Origin of the sequence: Paludibaculum fermentans (assembly GCF_015277775.1) — a bacterium.
GTDB classification, from domain to species: Bacteria; Acidobacteriota; Terriglobia; order Bryobacterales; family Bryobacteraceae; genus Paludibaculum; species Paludibaculum fermentans.
The window spans coordinates 4,337,301-4,361,556 of the sequence record NZ_CP063849.1 but is presented as its reverse complement, the minus strand read 5'-3'; the positions used below and the strand labels follow the sequence as shown (position 1 = coordinate 4,361,556).

General features: G+C 62.7%; 21 protein-coding genes. 14 read left to right on the top strand and 7 right to left on the bottom strand.

Going from position 1 to position 24,256, the window contains the following annotated elements; translation table 11 throughout:
- Window positions 1–86 precede the first annotated feature (86 nt).
- Entirely contained in the window at window positions 87–623 is a 537-nt protein-coding gene (locus tag IRI77_RS17055) for a DUF2911 domain-containing protein (protein ID WP_194453240.1), read from the bottom strand.
- A gap of 95 nt (window positions 624–718) precedes the next feature.
- Here IRI77_RS17055 and IRI77_RS17050 point away from each other — a divergent pair, with 95 nt between their 5' ends.
- The 5 genes from IRI77_RS17050 to IRI77_RS17030 are packed head-to-tail and all read left to right on the top strand — an operon-like array spanning window position 719 to window position 2,802.
- Window positions 719–1,513: a class II aldolase/adducin family protein gene (locus IRI77_RS17050; protein ID WP_194453239.1), complete on the top strand. Its 795-nt coding sequence runs from the start codon at window positions 719–721 to the stop codon at window positions 1,511–1,513.
- A 45-nt stretch (window positions 1,514–1,558) separates the two neighbouring features.
- On the top strand, window positions 1,559–1,843 hold the full coding sequence (gene eutM / locus IRI77_RS17045) for an ethanolamine utilization microcompartment protein EutM (protein WP_194453238.1): 285 nt from the start codon (window positions 1,559–1,561) through the stop codon (window positions 1,841–1,843).
- 18 nt (window positions 1,844–1,861) lie between these two features.
- Window positions 1,862–2,137, top strand: a complete 276-nt coding sequence (locus tag IRI77_RS17040; protein WP_194453237.1) for a EutN/CcmL family microcompartment protein — start codon at window positions 1,862–1,864, stop codon at window positions 2,135–2,137.
- A 12-nt stretch (window positions 2,138–2,149) separates the two neighbouring features.
- Entirely contained in the window at window positions 2,150–2,440 is a 291-nt protein-coding gene (locus tag IRI77_RS17035; RefSeq protein WP_194453236.1) for a EutN/CcmL family microcompartment protein, read from the top strand.
- Window positions 2,440–2,802 carry a EutN/CcmL family microcompartment protein gene (locus IRI77_RS17030; protein WP_194453235.1) on the top strand — a complete coding sequence of 121 codons (363 nt, stop codon included), beginning with the start codon at window positions 2,440–2,442 and terminating at the stop codon, window positions 2,800–2,802. The genes IRI77_RS17035 and IRI77_RS17030 overlap by 1 nt, the downstream gene beginning before the upstream one ends.
- Here the strand turns inward: IRI77_RS17030 and IRI77_RS17025 are convergent.
- Both IRI77_RS17025 and IRI77_RS17020 read right to left on the bottom strand, forming a co-directional pair.
- On the bottom strand, window positions 2,707–3,342 hold the full coding sequence (locus IRI77_RS17025) for a DUF4149 domain-containing protein (RefSeq protein WP_194453234.1): 636 nt from the start codon (window positions 3,340–3,342) through the stop codon (window positions 2,707–2,709). The genes IRI77_RS17030 and IRI77_RS17025 overlap by 96 nt on opposite strands.
- Window positions 3,326–4,822 carry a sigma-54-dependent Fis family transcriptional regulator gene (locus IRI77_RS17020; RefSeq protein ID WP_194453233.1) on the bottom strand — a complete coding sequence of 499 codons (1,497 nt, stop codon included), beginning with the start codon at window positions 4,820–4,822 and terminating at the stop codon, window positions 3,326–3,328. Before IRI77_RS17020 ends, IRI77_RS17025 begins: the two co-directional genes overlap by 17 nt.
- 620 nt (window positions 4,823–5,442) lie before the next feature.
- Here IRI77_RS17020 and IRI77_RS17015 point away from each other — a divergent pair.
- Together IRI77_RS17015 and IRI77_RS17010 are read left to right on the top strand one after the other, a co-directional pair.
- Complete coding sequence (locus IRI77_RS17015) at window positions 5,443–6,831, top strand: M16 family metallopeptidase (RefSeq protein ID WP_194453232.1); 1,389 nt, start codon at window positions 5,443–5,445, stop codon at window positions 6,829–6,831.
- 14 nt (window positions 6,832–6,845) lie between these two features.
- Complete coding sequence (locus IRI77_RS17010; RefSeq protein ID WP_194453231.1) at window positions 6,846–9,017, top strand: M16 family metallopeptidase; 2,172 nt, start codon at window positions 6,846–6,848, stop codon at window positions 9,015–9,017.
- A gap of 118 nt (window positions 9,018–9,135) precedes the next feature.
- Here IRI77_RS17010 and IRI77_RS17005 read toward each other — a convergent pair whose 3' ends face one another.
- On the bottom strand, window positions 9,136–9,510 hold the full coding sequence (locus IRI77_RS17005) for an iron-sulfur cluster assembly scaffold protein (protein WP_194453230.1): 375 nt from the start codon (window positions 9,508–9,510) through the stop codon (window positions 9,136–9,138).
- 47 nt (window positions 9,511–9,557) lie between these two features.
- Between IRI77_RS17005 and IRI77_RS17000 the strand changes: the two genes are divergently transcribed.
- A complete protein-coding gene (locus IRI77_RS17000; RefSeq protein WP_228486777.1) occupies window positions 9,558–9,956 on the top strand; it encodes a (deoxy)nucleoside triphosphate pyrophosphohydrolase in 399 nt (132 codons plus the stop codon).
- Window positions 9,957–10,093: 137 nt separating this feature from the next.
- Entirely contained in the window at window positions 10,094–11,674 is a 1,581-nt protein-coding gene (locus IRI77_RS16995; RefSeq protein WP_228486776.1) for a carboxylesterase/lipase family protein, read from the top strand.
- 100 nt (window positions 11,675–11,774) lie between these two features.
- Here IRI77_RS16995 and IRI77_RS16990 read toward each other — a convergent pair whose 3' ends face one another.
- A complete protein-coding gene (locus IRI77_RS16990; RefSeq protein ID WP_194453228.1) occupies window positions 11,775–14,243 on the bottom strand; it encodes a hypothetical protein in 2,469 nt (822 codons plus the stop codon).
- Window positions 14,244–14,911: 668 nt separating this feature from the next.
- Between IRI77_RS16990 and IRI77_RS16985 the strand changes: the two genes are divergently transcribed.
- The 5 genes from IRI77_RS16985 to IRI77_RS16965 all read left to right on the top strand — a co-directional run bounded on the left by IRI77_RS16985 (window position 14,912) and on the right by IRI77_RS16965 (window position 20,493).
- Window positions 14,912–15,760 carry a hydroxypyruvate isomerase family protein gene (locus IRI77_RS16985; RefSeq protein WP_194453227.1) on the top strand — a complete coding sequence of 283 codons (849 nt, stop codon included), beginning with the start codon at window positions 14,912–14,914 and terminating at the stop codon, window positions 15,758–15,760.
- An 18-nt stretch (window positions 15,761–15,778) separates the two neighbouring features.
- Complete coding sequence (locus IRI77_RS16980; RefSeq protein WP_194453226.1) at window positions 15,779–17,740, top strand: APC family permease; 1,962 nt, start codon at window positions 15,779–15,781, stop codon at window positions 17,738–17,740.
- Between the two features lie 119 nt (window positions 17,741–17,859).
- On the top strand, window positions 17,860–18,297 hold the full coding sequence (locus tag IRI77_RS16975) for an RrF2 family transcriptional regulator (RefSeq protein ID WP_228486775.1): 438 nt from the start codon (window positions 17,860–17,862) through the stop codon (window positions 18,295–18,297).
- Between the two features lie 9 nt (window positions 18,298–18,306).
- On the top strand, window positions 18,307–19,266 hold the full coding sequence (gene cysK / locus IRI77_RS16970; protein ID WP_194453225.1) for a cysteine synthase A: 960 nt from the start codon (window positions 18,307–18,309) through the stop codon (window positions 19,264–19,266).
- 324 nt (window positions 19,267–19,590) lie between these two features.
- Window positions 19,591–20,493 carry a DUF72 domain-containing protein gene (locus tag IRI77_RS16965; protein WP_194453224.1) on the top strand — a complete coding sequence of 301 codons (903 nt, stop codon included), beginning with the start codon at window positions 19,591–19,593 and terminating at the stop codon, window positions 20,491–20,493.
- Here IRI77_RS16965 and IRI77_RS16960 read toward each other — a convergent pair.
- Entirely contained in the window at window positions 20,490–21,944 is a 1,455-nt protein-coding gene (locus IRI77_RS16960; RefSeq protein WP_194453223.1) for a hypothetical protein, read from the bottom strand. The genes IRI77_RS16965 and IRI77_RS16960 overlap by 4 nt on opposite strands.
- Before the next feature lie 68 nt (window positions 21,945–22,012).
- On the bottom strand, window positions 22,013–24,244 hold the full coding sequence (locus IRI77_RS16955) for a hypothetical protein (protein ID WP_194453222.1): 2,232 nt from the start codon (window positions 24,242–24,244) through the stop codon (window positions 22,013–22,015).
- Window positions 24,245–24,256 lie beyond the last annotated feature (12 nt).

The window sequence follows — 24,256 nt, the reverse complement described above, 5'->3', positions numbered from 1 at the left end:
GAGCCGCTGTGGTGACTCGTGCGAGTCCGGCCCGTCACGAACAAACAAACCCAACCTGATCGCCGAAAGCTGGAAACTTCCAGCGCTTAGTGCACCATCACGTCGATGGAGGCTTCCGTGTCAGCCCAGGCGATCTTCAACTTCCCATTGCTGCCCTTGCCCGGCTCCACCGTGATAGTCAACTGCTCGACGGGGGCGGAAAGCTTCTTCACCTTCATCGCCGCGCGGCCCAGATCCTGCTTCTCGTCATATTTGAAAGCACCCCACTGGTCGGCCGTCTTGTTCAGGATCAGCGTCCAGTCCTTTGTGTCGCCGCTGGGGATCGTGAACAGGGAGTAGGTCCCGGCCGGCACGTGCACCGAACCAACCATCAAATCCGCATCGGTTGTGATCTTGGTCGCCTCGTCGGCGCCCGTGCGCCATACCTTGCCGGCCGGCGCCACCGCCGAATGCCACACGTCCCGTCCCTTCACATACGGGCGGCCATAGACGATCGTGATCGTCTTGCCGGCGATCGTCGCCTTTGTTGTCTCATGCGGACTCGCCTTCTGGGCACTGGCCGAAACGGCCATCAGGCAGCCCAGGGCGCCAAGGGTCATTGCCAACGAAAGAGCATTTTTCATCTAGTGTGGTCTCCTAACCACGACATTCTAGCAACCGCGCGATAGGCTGTTTCCGGAGGGACTAAAAATCCCGTCTGATACAATTGGACTTTTAGATGTTGAAAACGGAACAGGAGCTTCGCGAGGACATCGTCCAAATTGGACGTCTGGTCTTCGAAAAAGGTTGGATCGCAGCCAACGACGGAAACATCTCGATCCGGCTCGACTCCGGCCGTGTCCTCTGCACCCCCACCAACATCAGCAAGGGTATGCTCGCCAAGGATGATCTGATCATCTGCGATATGGCGGGCAACAAGCTTTCCGGCGCGAAAGCGCCCACCAGTGAGTTGGCCATGCACCTGCTCATCTATGAGATGCGGCCCGACATCCAGGCGGTCGTTCACACGCATCCCCCCGTCTCCACCGGTTTCGCCGCCACTGGCCGCGCTCTCAACCAGGCCATCCTGCCCGAAGTCGTCATCGGACTCGGCTGCGTGCCTCTGGCAGAGTATGGCCTGCCCGGCACCAGCGCCCTGACTGAGCCATTGAAGCCCTACATCCCCCGCTACGACGCCATCCTCATGGCCAATCACGGGGTGGTCTGCTACGGTCCGGACGTCTTCAGCGCTTACTTCCGCATGGAGACCGTCGAGCACTATGCCCGCATTGCACTGGTGGCCGAGTTGCTGGGCGGCGCCAAGGCCCTGCCCCGCATCGAAGTCGACAAGCTCTACGAGTCCCGGACGCGCTACGGAGTGAACGCCCGCTCCACTCTGGAAGCCGGTTGCCCGCTCGCCGCCGAGGACATTCCATCCGGCTCTCCAGTGCGGTCTAATGGTAAATTCGAGGTCACGCGCGAGGAACTCATCGCGCTGGTCGAGGAAGTGTTGCGGTCGCGAGGCGTTGCCTGATCCGCCGCCCGCGCGGCTGGGTGAGGTGGCAGAGAGGATACTTCGATGGGTGATGCGCTTGGAATGGTGGAATGCCGCGGTCTGGTCTCCATGGTCGAGGCCGCTGACGCAATGGTGAAAGCCGCCAATGTGAATTTGGTCGGTTGGGAAAAGATCGGTTCGGGCTACGTCACCGCGCTCGTCCGTGGCGATGTGGCCGCCGTTCGCGCCGCTACGGATGCCGGCGCCGCCGCCGCCCGCCGTGTCGGCGAACTCGTCGCCGTCCACGTCATCCCCCGGCCCCATCCGAGCCTCGAAGCTATCCTGCCTATCGGCAAGTCGTCGAAATAGGCCGGGAAGGAAACTGAAATGACGCTCGGCCGTGTGGTCGGCACAATTGTTGCCACCCGCAAAGACCCCAGACTTGAGGGGCACAAACTCCTTATCATCAAGCCCGTCACCCCCGACGGCAAGGACGAGGCAGGCTATCTGGTCGCCATCGATACCGTCAGCGCCGGTTTTCGCGAACTGGTCATCACCGTCGCCGGCAGCAGCGCGCGCATGGCTGAAGGCTGCAAGGACAAACCGGTCGACTGCGTCATCGTAGGCATCGTCGACAACGTTTCCATGGACACAGGCCGCTAAAGGGATCCACACGTGCAATTAGGCCGAGTCGTGGGTTGCGTCTGGTCCAGCGTGAAAAACCTGGGCCTCACCGGCCAGCGCCTGCTCATCGTCCAACCCGTCAAAGCCGACCTCTCGCTCACGGGCCGCGCCATCATCTGTACAGATTGCACCGGCGCCGGCTCCGGCGAACTCATTTACTGGGTCCGCGGCAAGGAGGCGTCCTTCCCCTTTACCGACGCTGAAGTCCCGTCCGATGCCACCATCGTTGGGATCGTTGACGAGCTGAACCTCGGCAAGCCCAGGACGGAGGAGCACCTCTGATGCTGATTGCCCGTGTCATCGGAGACATTACCGCCACCCAGAAGCACCCTTCGCATGAGGGGAAGAAGTTGCTTCTCGTCCAACCGCTGGACCTCGACGGCTCGCATCGCGGCATGCCCGTCATCGCCGTAGATAGCGTCAGCGCCGGCATTGGTGACCGCGTTCTGCTCGTGCAGGACGGCTTCGCGGCTTTCACCACCGTCGGACTCAAAATCGCGCCAATCGACTCCGCCGTGATCGGCGTCATCGATCATATCCAGCTCGACCTAGGCCTCGACGCCGTCGCCCCTGAGCCCGCTCCGGCTCCCGCTGAACCCAGGCCTGCTGCGAAGAAGCAGCCCAAGAAGAATCGCGCCCAGTAGCACCACCACCATCTCGAACGCCGTGAAGCCCAGGTGCAGCGCCCGTATCTTCGCCGCCATCTCCGCCGCACGCGCCGGATTCGTCACCTGAATGTCCTGGCCGATCTGGGAAATGCGTGGAATCAGGAAGAACTCCTCCAGCAGCGACATCAGCAGCATCCCCAGGGATATGCCCAATGCCGGCCGCCCCGCCGTACTCATGAACAGCAACAGCAGAAATACCGACAGCCCGGCCGCCATCTGCAACAGGCCCCACCACTCCAGCACAACGCGGTTCGCCTCCGATGCCTGGTATTGCAGTATGTCCCGCATCGGCGTCTGCCCCAGCTGTTGCATCGCTTTCGCGATATGCTGCGGCGGCCTCGCCATCGTGCTGTCCACTGAGCGGTAGCCCGCCGGCGCCACCAGCGACACCAGCAGAATCCCGCCGATCCAGATACTCAACAGCACCGCCGTAATCCGGCGTGTCGCCCACGATGTGTGATGCGAAATCCGGTCATGCGCCGACGACGTACCGCCCATCCTAGCCTGATTGGCCACCTTGCTCTTCCTCCGCAGCGGTGGCTTTGATGCCATACCGCTTCAACTTGTTGATCAACCCTTGGCGGCTGAGTCCCAGCGCCCGCGCCGTCTTCTGCTGGTTCTGGCCGTGCCGCGCCATCGCTTCCTGAATCCGTCGGCGCTCCAGATCTTCAATCTCTTCCTGCAAACCTCGCCCGGCCGCCTGCTCCGCCGCGGCGGTGTCCGGCGATCCCTGCAGCGCCTCAGAGAAATCCTCCGGCTCGATCATCGCGCCTCGCGCCACCACCATGGCCCGCCGCAGCTCGTTCTCCAGTTGCCGGATATTGCCCGGCCAACGGTAGCCCGCCAGCGCGCCCAGCGCCGCTCTCGACAAGCCCAGCACGGGACGCCGCATCTCTTCCGCGATCCTCTGCAGCAGCATTGCAGCCAGGGCCGGAATGTCCGCCGACATCTGCCGTAGCGGCGTCGTCCGCAGATGAATCACATTCAGCCGGTAAAACAGATCCTCGCGGAACAGATTCTTCTGAATCGCCTCGGCCAGATCCTTATTCGTGGCCGCAATCACCCGCACGTCCACCGGGATTGGGGTCCGACCGCCAATTCGTTCCACCATCCGCTCCTGCAGCACCCGCAGGATCTTCGCCTGCGCCGCCAGGCTCAGGTCGCCGATCTCGTCCAGGAACAGCGTCCCGCCATGCGCCGACTCGAACTTGCCCGCTCGCCGGTCCACCCCCGTCGCCACACCCTTCTCTACACCGAAGAGCTCGGTCTCCACCAGGGTTTCCGGCAAAGCCGCGCAGTTCAGTGCGACAAACGGCCGCGCTGCCCGCGGACTCGCAAAATGCAGCGACCGTGCGATCAGATCCTTGCCCGTCCCACTCTCACCCGTGATCAGCACCGTGACCTCGGCGTCCGCCACCCGCTCGATCATCCGCCGCAGCTCTTCGATCTTTGGATGTGAACCCAGGATTGTCTTGCCCGGCAGCTTCCCGCCCAACTCCCGCAACAGGTTGCGATTCTCGTCTTCCAACCGCACCCGGTGCCGCTGCAACTCCGCAATGAACTTTGCCGTCTGGATGGCGATCGCCGCACTGGCCGCCAGGGCCCGCGTGATCTGCTTATCCTCTTCGTCGAAGATCCCTTCGCGCTTGTTCAGGATCTCGAATGCGCCAATCGCACGCCCATCCAGGTCGGTCAACGGCACTGCCAGCATGTTCTTCGTCCGGTAGCCGCTGCGCTCGTCCACTCCCTGGTAGAACCGCGTATCCCCGTAGGCGTCGTCGACACAGATCTCCTCGCAGGTCGATACCACCGTCCCCGCGATCCCCTGCTTCGAGTCCAGCCTGATCATCTCCGTACTGCCCAGCGCTACCTTTGATGTCAGTTCGCGGCCGTCTTCACTCAGCAGGAAGATGCTGGCCCGCTCGGCGCCCAGAAGCCGCGCCCCCTCTTCGGCCACCAGGTCCAGCAGTTGGTGCAGGTCTCGCTCCGAGTTCATGCGCTGGCTAATGCGCAGAATCGCCGCGAGCTTTTCCGATGCTGGCAGCTGGCTTACCATGACAATCCGTTAGTCTACCCTGTACACACCCCGCTGTCCAAGGTCTGGACAGCGTCTGACTACACACTGTACAACCCCTGCAAATACCTTAGTGAGCCTCCCTATTTTTCAACAACATTGAGGGGTGGTGACTTTGGCACTGAACCTGCTTATTAGAGCAGTGGGTCGATTCCAAAGGCCCGCTGAGGGGTTTCTGGACGGATAGGTTCAGCGGCTGAATGCCACGCGAAGATCGGAGGAGAGATTCGCGCCGGTTAGGCCGTTGGGCTGGAGGGCGCCTCTAGAAACCCCCTGTGGAACTGGAATCGGAGACTGTGGGCGCCGGCTCGGAGGAGAGCCGGCGGAGTTCGGAGGGACGGCTGAAGAAGGGGCGGGTTAAAAGCCCTGGGGGACAGCCGGACCACTGGAGGGGTGCTGCTGTGCGGCCTCGCGGCACCCCCGCACCAATCTCGCAACACCGCATCGCTGCTCCTACACTCGTAACATTTCCACCTGCTTAGACCGGTTTCCCCGCAATCTGCTACCCTCAAGGCAAATCCGTAACCTGTGGATACCGCTATATGCTGCTCCAATCCAGCCGTCACTCCGCACCCAACCTGCGCGTGTTGTGCCTCGCACCCCTGGCTGCTCTCACTATGACTATGACGGGCTTTGCTGCCGATACCCCACCCCCACTCAAGATCCTCCGCCACGAACTCCCCAATGGCCTCAAGGTCGTCCTCGCCGAGGATCACTCGCGCCCGGTCACCAACCTTCAGGTCTGGTTCCATGTCGGCTCCAAGGACGAGAAGACCGGCCGCACCGGTTTCGCTCACTTGTTCGAGCACCTCATGTTCCGTGGCTCCAAGAATGTTGGCCCCGAAGAGCATATGCGCTATGTCCGCGAGGCGGGTGGCCAAGTCAACGCCTACACCAGCTTCGATCAGACGGTCTATTGGGAAACCTTCCCCTCCAACTACCTGGAGCGCATGCTCTGGCTGGAAGCCGACCGCCTGTCCTCCCTCGATGTCTCCGACGCCAACTTTAAGAAGGAACGCGAAGTCGTCAAGGAAGAGCGCCGCCTGCGCTTCGAGAATCCGCCCTACGGCCTGATCTTTGAGGACGTGCTGGCCAAGACTTACACCCAGTACCCGTACAAGCACCTCCCCATAGGCTCGATGGAAGACCTGAACAAGGCCACCGTCGAGGACGTCAAGGAGTTCCACGACCTCTTCTACGTCCCCAACAACGCCACCATAGTCGCGGTCGGCGACTTCGACGCCAAGGAAGCCATCGCCCTCATCGATAAGCACTTCTCGTCGATCCCCAAAGGCAAGCCTATCCCCCGCGTCACGGCCACTGAGCCGGTCCAGACCGCCGCCCGCGAGACCACCATTAAGTACAAAAACGTACCCCTCGACGCAGTCGTCAGCGCTTACCACCTTCCGCCGCTCGGCCACCCCGACTCCTACGCCCTCGAGATCGCGTCTTCCATCCTCTCCACCGGCCAGTCCTCGCGCCTCTACAAGCGCTTGGTCTACGACGAACAGTCCGCTGTCGCCGCACAGGGTGAAGGCCTTTTCCTCGAAGGTCCGTCCGTCTTCTTCGGCTTCGCCGTGGTGAACCAGGGTAAAAACATCAAGGAAGTCTCCAACAGCCTCGAGTACACCTTCCAGGAGATGACCGAGAAGCCTGTCACCGACGAAGAGCTCGCCAAGGCTAAGAATCAGACGATCGCCGGGTTCATCATCGGCCGCGAAGGCGTCCAGGCCAAGGCCGACTTCCTCGGTAAGTGCTCAGTTCTTCTGGGCGACCCCGAGCGCTACAACACCGAACTCGAGAACTACCGCAAGGTCACTGCCGCTGACGTCCTGCGCGTTGCCAAGAAGTACCTGGCCAAGTCCAACCAGACCAAGCTCTGGGTCTATCCCGAGGCCGAAGCGCCCAAGACGCCGGAGCCCAAGCAGTAACAGAGGATCCAACCATGCGTTTCACCACGATCCTGCTCCCCGCGCTCGTCTCCATTCTGGCCTCGGCCCAGACCGCTCAACCCACACAACCGCCCAAGGTGAATCCCCTCGCTGTCGCCAAGCCCGCGCCTCCTGCCAAGCCAAAGATGACTCCTCCCGCCCCCACCGCGCCGCGCCCCTACGAATTTCCGAAGGTGGCCTCTAAGACCCTCCCCAACGGGCTGAAAGTCTTCGTCATCGAGGATCACCGCCTGCCGCTTCTTTCGGCTTCTCTCCAGGTCATCGCCGGTGGCGCCTACGCCCCGCCAGAGAAGTCCGGTCTCGCCAATATGACCGCATCGCTGCTCCACGAGGGCACCACTACCCGCTCCGCGCAGGATCTGGCCAAGCTTGCCGACAACGCGGGCGGCTCCCTCTCCGCCGGAGCCGGTGACGACGTGGCCACGCTCGGCATGACCTTCATGAAGTCTTATTCTTCGCTGGGCATGGAACTCCTGGCGGACATGACGCGCAACCCGGCCTTCTCCCAGGAAGAGATCGATCGCGCCATGCGCCAGGCGCAATCCAACCTGCAGGTCTCCTACTCCAGCGCGGAGTACCTTGCCCCCGCAAGCGCCTCCCGAGCCCTGCTCGGCACCCACCCCTACGCCTACCCCGGTGACGGCACGCCCGTGACCCTGCGCAATATCAAGCGCGAGGACATCGTCTCGTTCTATAAGGCGAACTATGCGCCCGGCCGCGCCTGGATGGCCGTCGCGGGCGACGTCACCCCCGACGAAGCGTTCGCGCTCGTCGAAAAGTACTTCGGATCCTGGGAAGCCGCTGCCGCGCCCGATGCCAAACTGCCCGCGCCGCCCGCGCCCAAACCGCAGGTCGTCATCGTCGACATGCCGAACGCCGTGCAGACCCAGATCATCGTCGGCCACCTCGGCGTACCTCGCAACAGCCCCGACTATCTTGCTCTCTACGTTGCCAACCAGATCTTCGGCGGCAGTTTCAACTCCCGCCTGAACATGAAGCTCCGCGCCAACGAAGGCCTCACCTACGGTGCGAACTCCTCCTTTGAGCCCGCCCGCCAGACCGGCACCTTCCAGGCGTCCACCTTCACCCGTACCGAAAAGACGGCCGATGCCATCCGCATGCTGGTCGACCTCCTCCAGGAGTTCAAGCAGAATCCGGCCACGAAGGAAGAATTCGACGAGGCCAAGGCCTACCTTATGGGTTCGTTCGCGGTCGGCATTGAGACGGCCGCCGCTGTCGCCGGCCGCGTCCTCACCACCGCAGTCTACGGCCTGCCCGACGACTACTACCCGAAATTCCGCGAACGCCTCCAGGCCCTCACCCGCGAGCAGATGTCCGCCTCACTCCAGAAGTTCCTGGAGACCGACAAACTCACCATCGTCGCCGTCGGCAACGCGAAGGAGTTCTCCAAGGAACTCCAAGCCTACGGACCCACCCGCATCATCAAGGCGGAGGATCTCGACCTCACCGCGCCTGACATGGTCAAGGTGAAGGCCGCCGCGTCCGCAGCCAGCCCCGAAGCCGCCACTAAAGGCAAAGCGCTGATTGCCGCCGCTCTCACCGCGCTGGGCGGTCAGGAAAAAGCTGCAGCGGTGAAAGATCAGGTGCTGACGGGTAAGATCAAGCTGACCATGCCTCAGGCCTCCTTCGACGGTGACTCCGAGGAATCCGTCCTCTACCCGGCTTACTACAAGATGGTGATGAAGCTGCCTGTGGGCGTCATCACGGAATCAGTCGACGGCGCCAACGCCTGGGCCGCCCAGGGCCCGCAGGCACAGGACCTCCCGCCCAACCTGGCGGGGGAACTGCGCAAGGGGATCCCTGCTGCCGGCGGTGGGATGGGCCTGCTTCTCGCGGCAGCCGCCGGAGAAGCCGAGGTCCAGGCCATCGACGACACGACTGTGAATTGGAAGAAGGGTGATTTCGAAGCCAAACTGACCTTCGACCCCGCCAGCCACCAACTGGTGAAGATGGCTTACAGCAGCATCGGCATGAGCGGCCCGGCCGAGACGGAAGTGCAGCTCAGCGACTTTCGCCCGGTGGAGGGCCTGACCCTCCCGTTCCATGAAGTCACTCTGCAGAACGGCCAGAAGGTCCTCGACCGCACCATCGCTGAACGCAAGCTGAACACTGGAGTGAAACCCGAGTCGTTCAAGAAACCCTAGTGCGTGTGGGGACGTTCCGCTCTGGCCAAAAGCGATGAAAAGTCGCAAACTGATTTCACCCCCTGGTGACCGGAGCCGGAACGTCCCCCCACCGCGACCAATCCCGCCAACCGGAAAATCAGCTCGCCCGAGCGGCCCGAATCAACCCCGCCACCCCGTCCGCCATCAACAGCGCGGCGTGTTTAGACTCGTTAGCCAGCCCGCCGACCAATCCTTCCACCGCCGCGGCAATCTCCGATCCCTTGCATCGCGACACCTCATCCACTCGCCGGCCTGTCAGCCAAACCGTTAAGGCCGACCCGCAAGCGATAGAAGCCGTGCACCCCCGCACCTGGAACATCGCGGCCGTGACAACCCCGTCCTCCACCCGGGCCGAGAGCCGCAACCGGTCTCCACAGGCAGGATTCTCCACGTTGACGGTGAGGGCCGGATCCGGCAGCACCCCTGCATTGCGCGGATTCTGGAAATGTTCGAGAAGCTGTTCGCTGTACAATGGTTTAAGGTTTCCTCCATCTTTACTCACCCTGCATGGTGCGCACAATGATCGTGGTCGCTGGCGTCCTCCAGCAAGACGGCAAGCTGCTCATAGGCCAGCGTATGGCGAAAGACCGTCACGGCCTCAAGTGGGAGTTCCCTGGCGGCAAGGTGGAAGTCGGCGAAACCCCCAAACAAGCCCTGCGGCGTGAGCTCCGGGAGGAACTCGGCATAGAAGCCGTGATCGGTCCCGAGATCGCCCGGTACGAGCATTCGGCGCAAGGCCGCCCCCCGCTGATCCTCCTGTTTCACAAGGTAGACACCTACACCGGGGAGCCCCAACCAAAAACTTTCGAGCAGATCCTCTGGGAAACGCCCGCCGTTCTCCCCGACTACGACTTCCTCGATGGCGACCTCGATTTCGTCCGCCGCATCGCCCGCGGCCGCATCAGCCAGTTGCGCTAGTCCCAGGGCCCACTCTCTCTCTGGCCCACCCGATCTCCGCCCCTCTGAATATCGCCGAACTGAATCCGGCTCGCCCGCCACGCCCACCCCCGCATGTCATAAACTGTCCTCGGGTCTCATAACCCAGGTTCATCAACATGCGCATCACCGCCCTAGTCACCCTCGTTCCCATGGCGCTTCTTTCCATGACTGCCGCCGACCGCGTCCGCACGGCCTCCGGCACCCTCGTAGGCGCTCCCGGAACCAACCCCGCCATCCGCACCTTCAAAGGCGTCCCCTTTGCCGCCCCGCCTGTCGGCAACCTCCGTTGGAAGGCGCCCCTGCCTGTAGCGAAGTGGAAAGGTGTCCGCCCTGCCACCGCCTTCGGCGCGCGTTGCATGCAGGCCCGCATCTACGACGACATGATCTTCCGGGACCCTGGCCCCAGCGAAGACTGCCTCACCCTCAACATCTGGACCCCCGCCAAATCCGCCAGGGAGAAGCTGCCGATCATGTTCTGGGTCCACGGCGGTGGCTTCCAGGCGGGCGGTTCATCCGAGCCTCGCCAGGACGGCGAAGTCCTCGCCACCAAAGGCGTGATCGTCGTCAGTGTGAACTACCGCATGGGCATCTTCGGCTTCTTCGCCCACCCCGAACTCACAAAGGAGTCCGGCCACAACGCCTCCGGCAACTACGGCCTGATGGACCAGGCTGAAGCGCTACGCTGGGTCAAACACAACATCAAGGCCTTCGGCGGTGACCCCAACAACATCACGATCTTCGGTGAGTCCGCCGGATCATTCTCCGTCTGCGCACTCATGTCTTCACCGCTCTCTCGCGACCTGATGACCCGCGCCATCGGAGAAAGCGGTGCGTTCTTCGGCGCCACCCTCAGCGCCCGCAACCTCGCGGAATCCGAGCAGGCCGGCGTCAAATTTGCAGCCGACCAAAAGGCTGACAATCTCGCCGCCCTTCGGGCTATCCCCGCCGATAAACTGCTGGATACCACGAAGAACAGCCGCGGTGGGTTTGGCCCCAACATCGACGGCTACTACTTCCCCACCTCAGCAGCCGAGATCTACGCCGCCGGCAAACAGGCCCACATTCCGCTGCTGGCCGGCTGGAACTCCGACGAAATGCCCTATCAGGCGCTGATGGGGAACGCGAAGCAGAAGCTCACCGCCGAACGCTTCCAGCAGCAGGCCCGAGAACGCTACAAGGACGATGCCGGCGCCTTCCTCAGGCTCTACACAGCGGCCAGCGATGCCGATGCGCTGAACTCTGCCAAGGCCCTCGATGGTGACCTCTTCATCGCGTACGGCACATGGAAGTGGATCAATACCCACGCCAAAACGGCAGCTAGCCCGGTCTATCAATACGTGTTTGACCGCGTCCGCCCCGCGCTCCCCGGTAAATCCATCCCCGGCATGGAGCCCGGCTCATACGGCGCCGTCCACGCCTCGGAGATCGAGTATGTGTTCGGAGCCCTCGACTCCAACAAGGACTTCAACTGGCAGCCGGACGACCGCAAAGTCTCGGAACTCCTCCAGAATTACTGGACGAACTTCGCGAAGACCGGCGACCCGAATGGTCCCGGTCTCCCCAAGTGGCCTGCCTACAGCCCCGCCTCCATCCAGGTGATGCATCTCGATGCGGATGCGAAAGCACAGCCCGAAGTGAGCCGGGGACGCTACGAATTCCTGGACGCTCAGGCCGCCAGGCAAGGGGGGAAGCAGTAGTACGTCCTCACTTTGGCCAGGGCTGCCGGCTGGGGATGTAGAGGCTGAACGCCCCCAGGCAGTATTTGCGGATTGAGGTTGGGCTTCCGCTGGAGGCCGGTCAGGTTGCGGCCGTCTCGCTGGTGTAGACTCGGACCTCGCCTCTCTGTTCCAACTGTAGTGTGGCAGTGATGGGGAGCGGGCCCTTGCCGCCGCCCGCCAGCGCGGAAGTCGCGGCGATCAGCAAGAGCGAGCCTAACGCTACGAAATCGTCTCCCGCATAGAGGCGGCGCAACTGGCCGTGCAGGGCTTTAACCAGATCGGCGCTGTAACGGGTGAGGTTGCGGATCGCCATAGCCGGCTTGCGGCTGCACGTGGCCCGCAGTTCGCGGGTCATATCCGCCAGACGGACCATCTCCTCGGCGAAAAAGGTGTCGGCAGCCAGCAGGGCATTGAAGTTACGGCTCTGGATCTGCACCGAAGCGAGGATCCGCTCCACAGAATTCGGATCGTAGGTCGAGACAAACTCCTGCATGCCTGCCGCGGCCAGGGCGCATTGGAGTTCTGGCAGAGCCTGCCGCAGGCCGGGGGCGGCGGAATTGAGGGCTCTGGCGAGCATCTCGGAGTTCATGAAGTCGTAGGAGAGGTGGCGCGCTTTCACGTCGGCATAAGGCGCGGAGTACTGGTATGCGAGCAGGGGAAAGGCCGCGTTGGGCGTGCGGAAATGCTCGAGATCGGAGAAGTACAGTGTGGGCAGCCAGTAGCGGACCGCGGCCTGCATGGCCCGAGAGACGCGGCACATTGTGGGGAAGTAGTCGGTTTCTTTGGAGTGAGGGGCTCTGGTCCAGGCTTCGACGAAGCGGCCCGGAAGGGAGAGAGTGAGCGTGGCCTGAACGGGTTCGGACGGCAGTTCAGGCCGGTCGATGCCATAGGCCTGGAGGACCCGGAACCAAGCTTCGTGATGGCCCGATGCGCTCACCTGTCTGGTGTCTTCAAAGGTGAGATCGAAGTTGTCGTTGATGGGGCCAGAGTCGCGCGTAGAGAAAGCTGCCGCGAGAATCATCTTGCTATGGAACTCGTTCGAAACCTGGTGAAAGTCGCAGGCGGCAGCATGCCAGGTGATCAGGCGGCCGGCGGCGTCGCAGAGGACCTCGGCGGACGCCAAGGCGGTGACACCGCTTTGCCAGGAGCGGGTGTCAAGGAACGGTAGGTGGATTTCGACGTGGCGGGTGCGGCGCAGGTGATGTGTGAGCAGGCCGTGGTGCGTCTGGAGGCTTGAGGTGGGCGGTCCGTAGAGCGGCGTCAGGTCGCCTCCGAGGACCCTGCGCAGGAGGTCCAGCCCCATGGGCGTCATGGCGAAGCTGGCGTCGGCCAGGGCTGTGCCGCCAGTGGAGGATTCGAGAAGGATCGAGAGCTCGGCCGGGAGCTGTTTCTGAAGGGCTTCCCTGGCGGCCTGGTAGATGCGGTTGCGGAGAGGCACCCAGGAGTTCACGCGCTCCAGCAGTGCGTGGGCGGGGAGTCCGGAGCCGAACAATTGTTGGAGCCGGGGCAGGGCCCATGAGGCGGGGGCGAAGGGATCCAGCTCCTGCGCCGCGATGGCGGGCAGACGGAGGAGAAGAGTCAGAATGGCTGGGGCGTCGCGGCTGAGCTTATCGACGTTGGTGAGGCGGTCGAGCAGGGTGGCGGCGGCGTGGATACGAGTCCAGGCGTCTTCGGTGGAGATTTGGGTCAGGCTGCAGCCGGCTACGGCCTCGAGCCACTGCGCAACGATGGAGGAAGCGAAGGCCGGGTTCTGTTCGAGCCCCTGCTGGAGACGGGAACGGAAGGTTGTCAGGTTCAGTCCATCGTTGGCGATCGAGTAGGACCAGGACAGGAGTTCGGCGAGGCCGGTGGGTTGACCGGCGGCTTTCCAAAGGACGGACTCGGCTCGGGTACCGGGCTGCTGGAAGGCCTCGAGAAGGGATTCGAGGGCGGAACCGCTGGCTCCGCAGGTATCGGCAAGCTGTCTCCAGCGGACACTGCCGATGTCGGCGAGGGTCGCGCGAAGCCACTGCAGCGAGTGCGTTCCGAGGATGGCTCTCAGAAGTTCGTCGCTGCCCGCCGGCAGGCTCGTGTCGACGTTGGCGGTGATGGTAGCTTTGGCGGAGCCCTGCAGAGTGGCTTCGGAAGCTCGGTTGAGCGTGAGGCGGAGCCAGGGTTCGGCACCGTGGTCGTCGCGGGTAAGGGTGGCGGTGTAGGAGCCGGTGAGAGTGGCCGTCACGTGGGCCTCCGCGGCGGCGTCCAGGCAGAGCCCGGTGGTGCCCTGCAGGATGCCGCGAACTGCCTCTTTGATCCAGTGGAAGTGAAAGCCAAAGGGGCTGGGCGACTGGAGGCGCAGGTTGGCGGTGGCGGTTGAGGTGAGCAGGACGCCGGGCGGGAATTGGTCTGGTGTGGTGATCTGTTCGATGGGGCGCAGGTAGGCGTGTGGGTCGAGGGCCGGTGGCGCCTGCGCGGTGAGGATCTGGCCGTTGATGACGCTGCTGGCGAAGGTAGGGGGCGCGGGCTCGGTCCCGCGGGCGCCTTGTGGCGCAAGTGTGGTGTTCGGTTCCATGGGATTCTCCTAGTGGGGTAGCGCCTCGCGAGCGGGAAGCGCAGTGGGGTGAGCCGTCTCGATTCTACTCCCACAGGTCCAAGGAAATCGGCTGGATGGAGGTAGTAAAACGTGTGGGTGATGGACGCTAAAGTGTTGAAATAGAATAAATTGCGAACTTTTTCAGATTTATTTTGAAATGCTGTGACCGGTCTTGGCGTCAGGCACGATTTTCAGCCAATCTTCATCCTGTCCCGGGCACCAGAGCGGCCGACGAAGCAGAATTCTTGGCGGTTGGGGGCCGGCGGTGACGAGGGGATTTGCCTGGTCAAGCATCTGTTGGACGGTGCCTCGATTGGCGATGGGTCGGCGTTCGCCGAAAGCGGAGGCGCCGCGCAGCTCGATCTACTCGTCGAGGGTGAGGCGGCTGTCTTTGCGGTAATCCATCCTCCGCATTTTTGGGGATGAGGCGCGGCGTGCCCAGATCAGGATGCCAAGACCGGATAACGGGCGGCGGCCACAGGTCATGTGAGCGCGGTATGGATGTGCCCAGGGTCAGCGTCCGGCGGACCACGGCGCTGCCGTTTGTGGGCATCGGCCACAAGGAGTGAAGTGAGGTGCGCGGCCGGTTTTGTTTGGAATGCTATACGATAACGGGTGCCGGAAGTCGTCTGGCTAGGATTCCACTCATGACCCGTAAAGATTTCCTCGTTTCCGCGGCCGCGATGCCGGCGGTGTTGAGCGCTCAGTCGACCGAGCAGAAGGTACAACGCAAGAACCGCATCAAACAGGGTGTGTGCGGCGGTGTTTTCGGCCGCAACATGCCGTTTGAAGAGCGCGCCAAGCAGGCTGCGCGGCTGGGGGCGCATTGCTACGACCTGACGCAGCCGGAGCAGTGGCCGATCCTTAAGAAATACGGCCTGGTTCCGAACATGACGGCGGGCGGCGGCAAGCTGACCGATGCATGCAACGACAAGACGCTGCATGACGCGATTCGCGCGCAGTTCAAGGAGAACCTGCCGCGCGCGAAGAAGGAAGGGATCCCAAACGTCATCACGTTTAGCGGCAACCGGCGCGGCAAGAGCGATGAAGAAGGTATGGATAACTGCCTGCTGGTGCTCAAGGATGTCATCAAACTGGCGGAAGACAACGAAGTGACCATCTGCATGGAGCTCCTGAATTCCAAGGTGGACCACAAAGACTACCAATGTGATCACGCCAAGTGGGGCGTGGAGCTGTGCAAACGGGTGGGCTCGCCGCGGTTCAAGCTGCTGTACGACATCTATCACATGCAGATCATGGAAGGCGACATCATCCGCACGATCCGCGACAACATCCAGTACTTTGGCCACTTCCACACGGCGGGCAACCCGGGCCGGCACCAGTTCGACGATACGCAGGAGATGAACTACAAGGGCATCGCCCAGGCGATTGTGGATACGGGCTATACGGGTTACATGTCACACGAGTACAGCCCCTCGCAGGGCAAGGATCCGATCGCCACGCTCGACGAGATGATGCGCATCTGCGACGTTTAAGCTAACATCTGGTCTGTCATGGGCCGACTCATTCCTGTCAGTAAGGAACTGCCGCAACCGTCGCTACAGTTCCGCTCCGCGTTCGGACGATGGATCGCTCGCGGGGAGGCACTGGAGGAGTCGGCCCACCACACGGTCACGCATCCCTGGTACAAGGTGATCTGGCTGACGGGCGTGGATTACTTTTCCACGCTGGGGTATCAGCCGGGTATCGCGCTGCTTGCTGCGGGGGCGGTCGCGCCGCTGGCGACCGCGATCCTCGTGCTGGTGACCCTTCTGGGTGCCCTGCCGGTGTATTCGCAGGTGGCGGAGCGCAGTTTCGCGGGGCAGGGCTCGATCGCGATGCTCGAGAACCTGCTGCTGGGCTGGAAGAGCAAGCTGCTGGTGCTCACGCTGCTCGGGTTTGCGGCAACCGATTTCGTCATTACCATGACTTTGTCCGCGGCCGATGCGGCGAAGCACGCAGTGGAGAATCCGTTTCTGCGCCCGCACCTGGGCGACCACCAGATCCTTATCACGCTGGGGTTGCTGACCGCCCTGACGCTGGTCTTTCTCAAGGGATTCAAAGAGGCGATCGGCGTGGCCTCGGCCGCCTCTGTCCCCTATCTGTTGCTAAACGTGGTGGTTCTGGCGCGTGGAGCCTATGAAGTGTTCCTCCACCCGGCGCTGCTGCACGATTGGCGGGTCGCGCTTTCAATGAAGGGCGACATGGGGATGGTGATGGCGGGCGCACTGCTCGTCTTCCCCAAACTGGCGCTGGGTTTGAGCGGGTTTGAGACCGGCGTTTCGGTTATGCCGCTGATCGATGGCGGGCCACGGGATGCGGATTATCATCAGCGCAGTGGGACACCCCCGGCCGGACGCGTGGGCAATACCAAGCGGCTGCTGGTGACGGCGGCGCTGATCATGAGCGTGATGCTGGTGGCGAGCAGCATGGTGACCACGCTGCTTATTCCGGAATCCGCCTACCGGATTGGCGGACCGGCCAGCGGTCGTGCGATTGCTTTTCTGGCGCACAAGTACCTGGGCCCGGTGTTCGGATCGATTTACGATGTGTCCACGATCCTGATCCTGTCGCTGGCCGGGGCGTCGGCGATGGCGGGGTTGCTACACCTGATTCCGCGTTACCTGCCGCGGTTCGGAATGGCCCCGGAGTGGATGACGCTGTCGCGACCGCTGGTGCTGGTGCTGTTTGGAATCAATGTGGTGGTCACACTGGTGTTTCGCGCCGACGTCGAGGCACAGAGCGGAGCGTACGCCACCGGAGTACTGGTGCTGATCCTGTCGGCTGCCTGCGCGGCGACGCTGGATTTGTGGAAGGAGGCGCGAAAGCCGCTCGCAATCTATACCGGCGCGGTGGCTTTGGTATTCGCCTACACCCTGGTGGACAACTGTATTGAGCGGCCGGACGGGTTGATCATCGGGTCGGTTTTTACGCTGCTGTTGATGATGGTGAGCGCACTGAGCCGGTCGAAGCGGTCGTTTGAGTTCCGGGTGACAAAGAGCTACTTCAGCAATTCTGAGTCCGCGCGGCTGGCGTCGGAACTGGTCGACAAGAAAGTTCATCTGGTGCCCATCCGGAACGATACGGCGACGGCGCGGACGCGTAAGCAGGCTGAGATCGTGAAGCACTACAAGGTGCACGGGCCATTCCTGTTTGTACACATCCATTTGGCCGACAACCGGAGCGAGTTTTCGGCGCCGCTTGAGTTCCGGATCGAGCGTGAGGGAGAGAACTTCGTCGCTCATGCGTACGGGGCGACTGCCCTGGCCAACACCATTGCGTACATCAGCGAACTGATTGATCCCATCTCGATCTTCATTGGACTGACCAGGGAGAACCTGATGCAGCAGGCGTCCCGGTACCTCTTCTTTGGGGAAGGGGAGACCGGCCTGATGGTCTATACCATCCTGTTAAGTTACTGGGAATGGACGCCGGAGGATGACGTCCGGCCGCTGATCTTCCTGATGTCGGATTAGGGCCCAAGGCCCCGGATGCGGCGAATCCAAAGGGTAGGAAGCGGGGTAAGTGATGGAAAAGAGCAGGCTTGTGTTGACCGCCCGGATGGAAGGCGATATTCTCTAGTGAGAATAGGGAAATGCCAGTGCAGACGCTAATGAACGTTTCCGTGAAGTGTGAGTACGCACTGCGTGCCGTACTTGACCTGACCTTGTCGCCAGGGGCGCAGCCAATCAGAATTGCGGACATTGCCACGCGGCAAAAGATCCCGCAGAAGTTTCTGGAGACGATTCTGGCTGACCTGAAGAAGCACGGGTTTCTCGAGTCCCGGCGTGGCGCCGAGGGGGGGTACCTTCTGGCGAAAGCGGCGGAGACGATTACGGTGGGGCAGGTGCTGCGCAGTGTGGAAGGTGGCCGGACAGGCCGTGCGGCGCTGGAAGAACCGGGACCGCTGGGCGAGTTCTGGGATCGGGTGGACGACGCGGTGGCTGGGGTCATCGACAAAACCACGTTCGCCGAATTAGCTCGGAATTGGCGAGACCGGCAGGCAAGATACGTGCCAAATTGGGAAATTTAAGGGGAGCCGATGAGAGTTTTTGATGATAACTCGTTGAGCATCGGCCGGACTCCTTTAGTCCGGCTGAACCGTGTAACGAAGGGCGCCGGCGCCACGGTGCTGGCGAAGATCGAGGGCCGCAATCCGGCCTATTCCGTGAAATGCCGTATCGGCGCTTCGATGGTTTGGGAGGCCGAGAAGGCTGGGATCCTGGGCCCGGGCAAGGAACTGGTGGAGCCAACCAGCGGTAATACCGGCATCGCGCTGGCGTTTGTCGCGGCGGCCCGCGGTTATCCGATCACCCTGACCATGCCGGAGACGATGTCGCTAGAGCGGCGCAAGGTGTTGAAGGTCTTTGGGGCGAATTTGGTGTTGACCGAAGGTCCCAAGGGCATGAAGGGTGCGATCGCGAAGGCCGAAGAGATCTACAACTCGGATCCGTCGAAGTTTGTCCTGTTGCAGCAGTTCCAGAATCCGGCGAATCCGAAGATCCATTTCGAGACCACGGGGCCTGAGATCTGGGACGACACCGATGGCCAGGTGGACGTGCTGGTGTCCGGCGTAGGCACGGGCGGCACGATTACGGGCACTTCGCGGTATATCAAGCAGGTGAAGGGCAAGCCGATTCTGTCGGTGGCCGTAGAGCCGACGGCGAGCCCCGTGATCACCCAGGTGAGGAACGGCGAGGCACCGCAGCCCGGTCCGCACAAAATCCAGGGGATTGGCGCGGGCTTCATTCCCGGGACCCTGGACCTCTCGATGGTAGATCGCGTGGAGCAGGTGTCGAACGATGAGTCGATGGAGATGGCGCGGCGCCTGGCTTCGGAAGAAGGGATCCTGAGCGGCATCTCTTGCGGCGCGGCGGCCGCTGCCGCGGTGCGGTTGGCGAACCAGCCTGAGTTCGCAGGCAAGACGATTGTGGTCATCCTGCCGGACGCCGGCGAACGGTATCTGACCTCAGCCCTATTTGAGGGGATGTTCGCGGATTAGTTTAATATTGGTTGCGCTTGCATTTTGACGCCCGCTGTTCTGCCGGAGCAATCCGGAGGAACAGCGGGTGTTTTGCATTATCGTGAGCAGTTCAATCGGCTAATAGGAATAGATTAGGGCGGGACTACGGAGAAGAGGGTGCGGGCGCCGGGTTGGGTGTTGGGGTGAAGGCGCCCGCTTCTCGTAACGGGGATTGACTATAAGAGCGCAAAAGCGTGGTTTCAGGTTACAGGTAGCCCAAAATTGATGCGGACATTTTTTGTCTTGCGCTTCTTCGCTATTTGTTCTACTCTGGGTTGGCAAACATAAGGCGAAGGAGGAAGCATGGCAATGCTGCACCACCTCTCAATCGGTCCGTCCGGATGGCATCGCGCGGACTGGGTTTCCACTGTCTATCCAAAGCCCGCGACACGCGGCTGGCACCCGCTGGACACACTGGCGCGGTATGTCGACGTAGCGGAGATCGGGCAGACCTTCGCCGGCCCGATGCGGCAGGAGATCGCCAGGCTCTACGCGAAGAAAGTGGAGCGGAACCCTGATTTCCTGTTCACGGCGCTGTTGGAACGGCGCTTCACGTACGACCGGGACCTGAATGAGGCCGCGGTGGAGGCCTGGAAGGTGGGCCTGTTCCCGCTGCTGAAGGCGCGGCGGCTGGGTGCGGTGGTCATGCAGTTTCCTTGGGCGTTCCGGTTCAGCGAGGAGAACAAACAGTTCCTCATCCAGCTGCGACGGACGTTCCATGAGTTTCCCCTGGCTGCGGAGTTTCGACACGAGTCATGGCTGAGGGATGAGGCGGTGACGACGCTGGTGAACTACCGCGTTGGTTTCGTCAACATCGACCAGCCGAAGTACTTCCGGGCGATGCCGCCCACGGCGTTGCTTACCTCGGGGGTGGCAGTCGTCCGATTGCATGGGCGGCGGAGCCCGGAGGGTTTTCGTGAGTTTGATCAGCCGGTGGACCAGTCGTACCTCTACGACCTCGACGAATTGCTGGAGTGGCAGCCGCGGATTGAGCGGCTGGCCGCGAATGCGGCGCGGGTTCTGGTGGTGACAGCCAACGCGGAGGGTGGCCGCGCCATGGTGAATGCGCTGCAGCTGCGCGAAATTTTCGGGGACAATGTCCTGCGGGCTCCGGCGCCCCTCATCGGGGAGTACCCGGCGGAGTTGGCCGCGTTCCGGGCGCAAAGGCCGGTACAGGCTGTCTTGTTGCCGGCTCGGGCGGCTTAGTACTTCGGGCGGTTGGCCTGGTATTGGGCGGTGACGTCGTGTACGTTGCCGCCTGCCACGTCGAGGACCATGGCCTTGCCGGCATCGAGCAGCGGATACGATTTCTCGGGCTTCCAGACCATGAGCGGCGCCAGATGGCCCTCGTCGTGGATGTTGGACTCGGCGCCGGGCGCCAGCCAGACGTCGAAGTAGCCGTGCACTTCGAAAGGCAGATCGGCATAGCCGGCGAGGAATTGGTCAGTATCCATGCCGGTGAGCAGCATCATTCTTTCCGGGTTGGCGCGTTTGAATCGGAGGACGCCCTGGACCAGGTCCCGGGCGAGGTGGCTGCGCTCCCAGTTCCACCGCGTGACGTGCCAGGCGGCGGGCGCTGCGAACGCCAGGTAGAGGATGGCGATGGGCATGCCTATCGCCTTCCGCGCCGAGACAGCGGCGGCGATGATCAGGGCGAGACCGACCGCGGGGGCGGTAAGCGCGTAGTCCATGATGTGATCAGGCAGCAGCAACAGCGGGCCGAGCATGATGACGAACCAGGCGGCGCCGAAGATTGCCGTGGAGTTGCCAATCTGAGTGCTGCCACGCCTTGTGTCCCGCAGGATCACGATGACAAGCACGGCAGCGCAGATGGCGGCTGTGGCTGACGGCACGACCCAAGCAGGCCAATCCCAATAGAAGTGGCCGAAGCGTTCCGGACCCAGTGCCATTTCGAAATAGGTCCAGAGGGTGTGGAAGATTCTTCGGTCGATCTGGATGGCGTAAGGGCCGGTTTTGTAGATGGGTGCGACCAGGAAGTGGAGTAGGGTGAACGCGGCGGAACCGGCATAGAAGGGCAGGGTTCGCTTGAAGCGGCTGCGATCGTACAGCAGGGCGTGGGCCGAGATCAGGAGCGGATACATCACTACTGTTTCCAGTGAGCCGAGCCCGAGCAGAAAGACCACCCACTGGGCACGTTTGCGTCCTCGCAGGTAGTGCAAAAAGGCGAGCAGGATGAAGCAGAGCGACTGGGGCTGATTGTAGATGCAAGTCCAACACAGCGAGGGCGCCACGCAGGGGTTCAGCAGCCAGCAGAAGGCGGCTGTGGCTCCGCCAAGGACAGACCCGGTGAGCCGGCGCGCGATGGCGTTGAGGAGGAACAGGTTGACCGATACGGTGAGGAAGACAACGATCCGGAAGGGTAAGGGATTGACTCCGAAGATGGCCTTCAAGCCATAGAAGAAGAGGTTCTCGCTCCACGGCCGCAGGTTGCCGTGAGCTTTGGGTGCGAAAATGATAGCGAGGAAGTCGCGGAAACCTTTAGCGGGGGCCAGATGGAGCCAGCCGAAGTCGTCCTGGTAGAACCAGCAATCGAGTCCTCGATAGTAGAACACAGACAGGCAGAGAACTGCGGCCAAAGCAGGACCGAAGCTTAGATACCAGGGCAAGGGAACGGTGGGGGCAGCGGGACTGCTCACTTTGTACAACTCACTTCAACTGGAGCGTAGCAGGCAGGGCGCCGGGCCGTAAACCGCGCGGAGGTTCGTCAGGCTTTTTCGGGCGCGCGCATTTGATAGCGGCCGGCGGCGAGAGCCGTCAGCAGGCCGAGCAGGGTGAGGCCCGCGCCCCAGTAAACCGACACGGGGCGGTAGCGCATCTCCACGCGGTGGCGGCCCTGGTTGACGACGATGCCGCGCAGGGCGCCGTAGACCTCGTGAAGTGGGGCCGGTTGCCCGTCGACGTAGCCGAGCCAGCCGGGGAAGTAAGTCTCGCTGGCGACGAGCAGGCCCCGGCAGCGCATCGTGGTCTCGAAGGTCAGGGCCGAGGAGGAGCGGGCGGTGAGCCTCAGTTCGTCGCCGTCGCCACAGGTTTCCAGCGGCGGCGCCGAGGCTGTCATGAGGGCCTTGCGACGGAGATTTCCACCTTCCTCGCCCATGCGGCGGATGATCTCGGCTGAAGGCACGGTGGCGGCCTCGTGGACGCTCCAGTAGCGGGGAAACGCCTCGGGATTGCGATAGACCTTCAGGCCGGCGCGGCCCTGGAAGACCTGCTGCTGGCCGTCGCGCATGGGATCGTTGCCCAGGTGGTAGCCGAGGGCGAAGAGCATGGGGGCGAGATGGCCGCCGTTGAGGCGGTCGGTTTCGAAGCGGGCGACGTTGGCGGTGAGGCCGCCGGAGTAGGCCCGGAACTGTTCGAGGCCCTCCCAGTCGCCGATATTGAAGGGGACGTCGTCGGTGTCGACTTCGAGGCGCATGGGCGCGGGCAGAGTGCGCAGGAAATCGACCACATCATCGTGCTGCGTGAGCTTGTAGAGGGAGCCGCCTTTGTTCTCGCGGTGCTGGTAGTTGGCGGTGGTGACGGTGCCAAACTCAAACAGCAGCAGCGCAATAGAAAGCGCGGCGGCTGATGATTCCCGGATGCGGCCGGTCCTGGAGGCGTGCAGAAGAACTGCCAGGCCGATGGCGCTGATTGCGGCGAGGGAGAGCGCCTCGTACTCGTTGCCTGTCTCCTGGCGCACGGTGGCGCTGGCGAGGGTGATGCTCCAGGCGACAGCGCTGAACGCGAGCAGGCCCCGGATGAGGCTGCGGACGAAGGTGGATTGCCGGATCTCCTCCGTACGGAAGGCGTCGAGGCCGAAAGCGGCCAGGGCGGCTAGGGCCAGTTGAGCGAGGAAAAAGGCGATGGCTGGCGTACGAGCCTTCTCCACCATGGGGAAGAGCAAGTAAGCCACGCCATGGTAGACGGAGAAGCCGCCGAGCGCAAAGACGACCGCACCCACGGCCAGGGCGCCGAACAGCCGCACCTCGCTGCGTTTCCAACAGGCGGCGAGGCCGAGCAGAGCGAGGGCAACCAGGGTGAAGCCGAGGAAGGGGTCGACCTCGCGGCTGAGTCCGGCGATGAAGACACCCAACAGTGAGCTTGGCGGGAATGAATGCTGCTTGTGGACAATGTAGGGCACGCTCTGGCCCCAGAAGACGGGGTTCTGGGATTCGACCCAGCGGAGCGACAGGCGGCCGGTTTCGATGGCGGGCAGGAGTTGCAGGGCGCCCACCAATGCCAGCAGCATGCCGGCGATCGCGGGCTGGCGGAGGGCGCGCATCCGGTTGGGCTGGATCCAGATGTAGTGGAGCCAGAAGCCGCCCATGGCCAGAGCCGTGAAACTGGGGATCTGGTGGTGGCCGGAGAGGAAGCTGATGCCGAGGAAGGCTCCGGAGAGGGCGGCGTTGGCGGCGGGATGGCAGCCGCGCAGGCAGCGGAAATAGAAGAGGAGGACGAGGGGAGCCCAGACGGCTCCGCTGAGCATCTGCGGCCAGCCGATGGTCCCCAGGACGCCGCCGAGTGCGTAACCGGCTCCAGCGAGGATCGAGGCGGAGTTGGAGCGGCCGAGGTCGCGGCAGAGTAGGTAGCAGAAGAGGGCAGCCAGGTAGTGAGAGAACAGGAAGTGGAGATTGATCCAGAACGGCTGGATGTGGCCGTTGTGGAGGGGGGCGAGGAATAGAGGCCAGTTGAGGGGATAGGCAGCTCCGGGCTGCATCTGGCCCAGGAGCGGCTGGCCGCCCCAGAGGTGGGGGTCCCAGAGGGGGAATTCTCCGGCGTGCCAGGCTGAGGCCTGAAACTGGAACCACGGGAGGATCTGGAAGGCAAGGTCGGGGCTGTCGAGCCAGTTATACTGCTTGGTCAGCAGTTTCCAGAAGATCCCTGTGGTGAGGGCGAGCAGGATGAGTGGTGCGACCCACCGGGTATGCCGGCGTGCGACGAACGATGGGTCTTCCGGCATGGGGTCATGATA